The organism is Mesorhizobium sp. M7A.F.Ca.CA.002.09.1.1, assembly GCF_003998555.1.
GTDB lineage: Bacteria > Pseudomonadota > Alphaproteobacteria > Rhizobiales > Rhizobiaceae > Mesorhizobium > Mesorhizobium ciceri.
On the sequence record NZ_RZRR01000412.1, the window covers coordinates 1 to 4,764 of the forward strand.

General features: G+C 64.0%; 6 protein-coding genes. 3 read left to right on the plus strand and 3 right to left on the minus strand.

From position 1 onward, the window contains the following. Window positions 1-839, minus strand: an 839-nt coding sequence (locus EN994_RS18270; protein WP_164745994.1) for a DMT family transporter, incomplete at its 3' end; no start/stop codon positions are given. Window positions 840-982: 143 nt separating this feature from the next. Here EN994_RS18270 and EN994_RS18275 point away from each other — a divergent pair. Continuing rightward, complete coding sequence (locus EN994_RS18275) at window positions 983-1,462, plus strand: Lrp/AsnC family transcriptional regulator (RefSeq protein ID WP_013531005.1); 480 nt, start codon at window positions 983-985, stop codon at window positions 1,460-1,462. A 28-nt stretch (window positions 1,463-1,490) separates the two neighbouring features. Here EN994_RS18275 and EN994_RS18280 read toward each other — a convergent pair whose 3' ends face one another. Together EN994_RS18280 and EN994_RS18285 are read right to left on the minus strand one after the other, a co-directional pair. Then, window positions 1,491-1,688, minus strand: a complete 198-nt coding sequence (locus tag EN994_RS18280) for a hypothetical protein (RefSeq protein WP_013531006.1) — start codon at window positions 1,686-1,688, stop codon at window positions 1,491-1,493. A gap of 235 nt (window positions 1,689-1,923) precedes the next feature. Next, window positions 1,924-2,403 carry a thioesterase family protein gene (locus EN994_RS18285; protein ID WP_013531007.1) on the minus strand — a complete coding sequence of 160 codons (480 nt, stop codon included), beginning with the start codon at window positions 2,401-2,403 and terminating at the stop codon, window positions 1,924-1,926. Window positions 2,404-2,566: 163 nt separating this feature from the next. On the opposite strand from EN994_RS18285, the gene EN994_RS18290 reads away from it, so the two are divergent. Together EN994_RS18290 and EN994_RS18295 are read left to right on the plus strand one after the other, a co-directional pair. Continuing rightward, window positions 2,567-3,979, plus strand: coding sequence for an FAD-linked oxidase C-terminal domain-containing protein (locus EN994_RS18290; protein ID WP_013531008.1), 1,413 nt, complete (start codon window positions 2,567-2,569; stop codon window positions 3,977-3,979). 117 nt (window positions 3,980-4,096) lie between these two features. Then, window positions 4,097-4,618 carry a hypothetical protein gene (locus tag EN994_RS18295; protein WP_013531009.1) on the plus strand — a complete coding sequence of 174 codons (522 nt, stop codon included), beginning with the start codon at window positions 4,097-4,099 and terminating at the stop codon, window positions 4,616-4,618. The last annotated feature ends 146 nt before the right edge of the window (window positions 4,619-4,764 follow it).

A 4,764-nucleotide genomic window follows, 5' to 3' on the forward strand; every position in this document is an offset into this window, starting at 1 on the left:
GGCTTGTGGAAGGCGACGCCGGCGACCACCAGCGCAATGCCGAGGCAATCGATAAAACTCGGAATCTGGCGCAGCACGACGACGCCGATCAGCGTCGCGGTGACCGGCAGCAGCGACAGCATCAGCGCGAAGCTCGCGCGTGGCAGCCGCGACATGGCGAGCTGGTCGCAGATGTAAGGAATGACCGACGAGCAGATGCCGACGCCGATGGCGGCGAGCAGCAGCGGCAGTGAGAAAAAGGCCGGCAGCGCATCGGTGAAGCCGATCGGCAGCACGACGATGAAGGCGATCGCCATGGCAGCACCCAGGCCGGCGATGCCGCTGCCGGCGCCTGAAGCGGCGACGCGATGGCCGAGTACGATGTAACCGACAAACAGCGCCCCGTTGAGGATGGCCCAGAACAGCCCGATGGGATCGTCGGACCATCTGACATCGATGAGCAGCAAGGTGCCGGCGACGGCGATGGCAAGGGCGGCGAGATTGCGCGTGCTCCTGAGGCCGATCGCCGCGACGCCGATGATGCCGACGAATTCGATCGCCGCCACCAGCGAGATCGGCAGTCGGTCGAGCGCCAGGTAGAACGAACAGTTCATCACCGCCAGACAGGCGCCGAAGGCCAGCAACAGCAGCCGCGTCGTGCGATCGGCGCGTGCGAAGCTTCGCCATGGACGGGTCAGGGGTGCGAAGATGAGTGCTGCCGTGGCGATGCGCAGCCACGCCATGCCGAGCACGCCGACATGCGGGAAAAGCAGCACGGCGAAGGCCGGCCCGAGATAGTGGAAGACGGCGCTGACGCCGAACCAGACATGCGGCGGCAGTTTTTCCGTCAGCTTGCCCAGGGTGAAGTTGCCCGGGGCAGGGGTCGCCGCGAGAGCTTGCGTTTGATCATCCACCGGATCAGTATCGCAGGCAGATTTGCCTATTTATATAGATGATGATTAGCTCTTTCGGCTATCTTTCTCCCGGAATAAAGGAGTTTTCCATGAAGCGCCTTCGAACTGAAAGCGCCGATCTCGATGCCGCCGACATGAAGATCCTGCGCCTGCTGGAAAAGGACGCGCGCACCAGCACGGCGGAGCTGGCACGCTCGGTGGGCCTGTCGGCACCGAGTGTGGCCGAGCGCATCAAGCGGCTGCAGGAAAGCGGCGTCATCGAGGCCTATTCGGTTAGGATCAACCCGACGGCACTCGGCCTGCCGCTGTCGGCATGGCTGCGCATCCGGCCAGTGCCGGGGCAGTTGGCCGTCGTGGCCGAGATCATCCGCGAACTGCCGGAGATCGTGCAATGCGACCGCGTAACCGGAGAGGATTGTTTCATCGCGCTGGCGCATGTCGGGTCGGTGGTCGACCTCGAGCGGGTGATCGACCGCATCATTCCCTACGCGATGACCAACACGGCGATCATCCAGTCCTCGCCGGTGGTGGCGCGTTCGGCCCTGGCGGCGTTGAGGCGCCAGGCTTGACCTGCGGGGATTGTTCCGTTCGAGGACCTTATGCGTGGCCGCGCTTCATGCGCGCCTGTTTCAGGATGGCGCGCCAGCGGATCATGTCGAACGGGATCGGCTCGTTGTTGTTGGCGATGTGGAAGATCTCATTGTTGACGTTCTTGAGCGAGCGCCAGAAATCGTAGTCGGTGATGCGCGGATCGGCAGCCAACCTGTCCACCTCGACCTTGATGTCGGTTTTCATGCACTTTCCTCGAACCGGCGCCGCGCCGCCCGTGTCGCTACCTCGATGCAGATCGTTTTCGACCGGCCCGCTGAGTCGCGCAACGGCTCAAATGGCTTGTTCCCGTTAAAACCTTGGTAAGGTTAACGAGGGCGCCGCGCCGCTTCAAGCGCCGCCGCCGGTCGATGGCAAGGTTCTGCGATTTTAGATCGCCGGTGTGGCTTTGAAGCCGGAAACGAGACGTGTCGGCATCGCCCTATTTGCGTTTGATGCCGATCGAGCGGCCGGCCCGTTCCGGCATCGGCAGGGCCGAATGGGCGGCGCGCATGTCTTCGACCCTGGCCAGCACATCGGCGGGGAAGGGCGCCACCTTCGGCCCGGACATGTCGACATGCAGCGACAGCGATTCGGAAGTCGCGGCCAGCCAGCCGTCGACATGGCGGATTTCCTGATAGGCCCGCAGCCGCTTGTCGTCATGGTCGATGAGCTGGAAGGAGACCGTGACCTTGTGCTCGAGATGCAGCTCCTGCACGTAGCAGACATGGACTTCGGCGGTGTAGATGGTGAGGCGGCGATCCCTGGCATAGTTCGGTCCCATGCCCATTGCCTCGAAGGCGTCGTCCGAGCAGCGGTCGAACAGCACGTTGTAATAGGCCATGTTGAGATGGCCGTTGTAGTCGATCCAGTCCTTCTCGATGTCCATGGGTTTCGAGACGAAGGGAGTGGGGATGGGCATCGAAACTTCCTTGTTCTGGTGCTGGACAGAGCGTGGCTCCGGAGACTCTATTTGTTCTGACGCAATTTCGGACGGAAAACCGCTTCACACTTTTCCTGGAATTGCTTTACGCATCCATAGACGCATAACAAGCATGGACGCTGGTCCATTCGCGGAGGAATTCATGGCTCTGAGCGACCTCAACCCGGTCGAACGCAACGAGGAAGGCATCGCTGCGGTGCTCGGGATCCTCAAGCAGCAGCTCGGCGAGCGATTCCAGACCGGCCAGGCGATCCGCTCGCAGCATGCACATACCACCACCTACATTCCGACGCAGGCACCGGATGGCGTTGCGTTCCCCGAGACGACGGCCGAGGTGCAGGAGATCGTGCGCGCCTGTGCGGCGCACCGCGTGCCGGTGATCGCCTTCGGCGTCGGCTCCTCGCTGGAGGGTCACACCAACGCACCGGGCGGCGGCATATCGGTCGACACATCGCGCATGAACCGTATCCTGGCGGTCAATCCGCAGGATCTCGACTGCACGGTCGAACCCGGCGTCACCCGTGAGGATTTGAACCGGCATCTGCGCGACACCGGCCTGTTCTTTCCGATCGATCCCGGCGCCAATGCCTCGCTGGGCGGCATGGCCGCAACGCGGGCCTCCGGCACCAACGCGGTGCGCTACGGAACGATGCGCGAGAACGTGCTGTCGCTGACCGCCGTCATGGCCGACGGCGAAACGGTGACAACCGGCAAGCGGGCGAAAAAGAGCTCGGCCGGCTATGATCTGACGCGGCTGCTGGTCGGCTCGGAAGGCACGCTCGGCATCATCACGTCGCTGACCTTGAAGCTGCAAGGCATCCCGCAGGCGATCTCCGGCGGCGTCTGCCCGTTTCCGAGCGTCGAGGCGGCCTGCAACGCGGTCATCGCGACGATCCAGATGGGCATCCCGGTGGCGCGCATCGAACTGGTCAACGCCTTGCAGATGCGGGCGATGAAGAATTATTCCAAGCTCGACTATCCCGAGAGCCCGTGCCTGTTCGTCGAGTTTCATGGTAGCGATGCCGGCGTTGCCGAACAGGCCGAAACCTTCGGCATGATCGCGGAGGAAAATGGCGGCGGGCCGTTCCTGTGGACCAGCGTCGCCGAGGAGCGCACCAAATTGTGGAAGGCGAGGCACGACGCCTACTGGTCGTCGCTGACCCTGCGGCCGGGAGCCAAGGGGCTGTCGACCGATGTCTGCGTGCCGATCTCGCGCTTTGCCGAATGCGTCATGGAAACCGAGGCCGATATCGCCGAGATGGGCCTGATCGCGCCGATCGTCGGCCATGCCGGCGACGGCAATTTCCACGTGCTTGTGCTGATGGATGTGAACGATCCCAAGGAGATCGCGCTGTCGGAAAAATTCGTCGCGCGGCTCAACATGCGGGCCATCGCCATGGACGGCACCTGCACCGGCGAGCACGGCATCGGCCAGGGCAAGATCGGCTTCCTGCGCCACGAGCTCGGCCACGGCGTCGACATCATGCGCACCATCAAGCAGGCGCTCGATCCGCTTGATATCATGAACCCGGGCAAGATCTTGCCGGGAAACTAACCGATTTTCCGACGCAAGGTTCGTAGGCGGCCAGTCTTGACCGCGCCACCATTCGGGCCGAGGCTTGGCCGGTAGCAGGGCCTGAAGCCAACAGGCGTGCCAGCGGAGGAGGATGCCATGGCGATTTCACGCAAGGAAGAAGCGCGCGCGCTGAGTGCCGACGAACACGATCTGGTGGAGAAGTCTCACCATCCGGCGGTGCAGGAGCTCTCCGACGCCGATCTTGCCGGCCTGGTCAAGCTGTTGCGGGAGCGGCGCGACAAGGCGCAGACCGAAGCACACCGCCGCCGGCGTGAGATCCGGGGCAAGGGCGCGGCGAAGGGCGCTACGCCTTCGAAGGCTGATGGCGGGTCGCAGCTCAAGCTTGCGGTGCTGGCCATGGCCATGCGGCGCCTGAATGGCGAGGCCGAGCGGCGCCGGCAACTGGCCGCCAGCGTTTCGCTGATCGAGAATGCGCGCAAGGCATTGGTGATGAAGCAAGGGGCGGCATCGGACGGCCCCGCCTTCAACTCGCGCACCGCGCGCAGGGGTATGCGGCCGGTGGCGAACCAGAGGGCGCCGGATCTGGTCCGGCCAATGGAACTCGGCCGGCAGCGCAGGGCGGCCAAGGTGGCACAGGCAAAGCGCGACGCACGCTGAATTCGCGGTGATCGCGGGCTGAAATCGTTGAGGACGCCTGCCTACCGTGCGGCAGGCTTCGCCTGTCCGCCCTCGACAAGCGTCTGCAGCATGGGGCGGGTTGGCGCGAAGAATGTCGTGCCGGTGTGCGGTGTGGAGAAATCGAG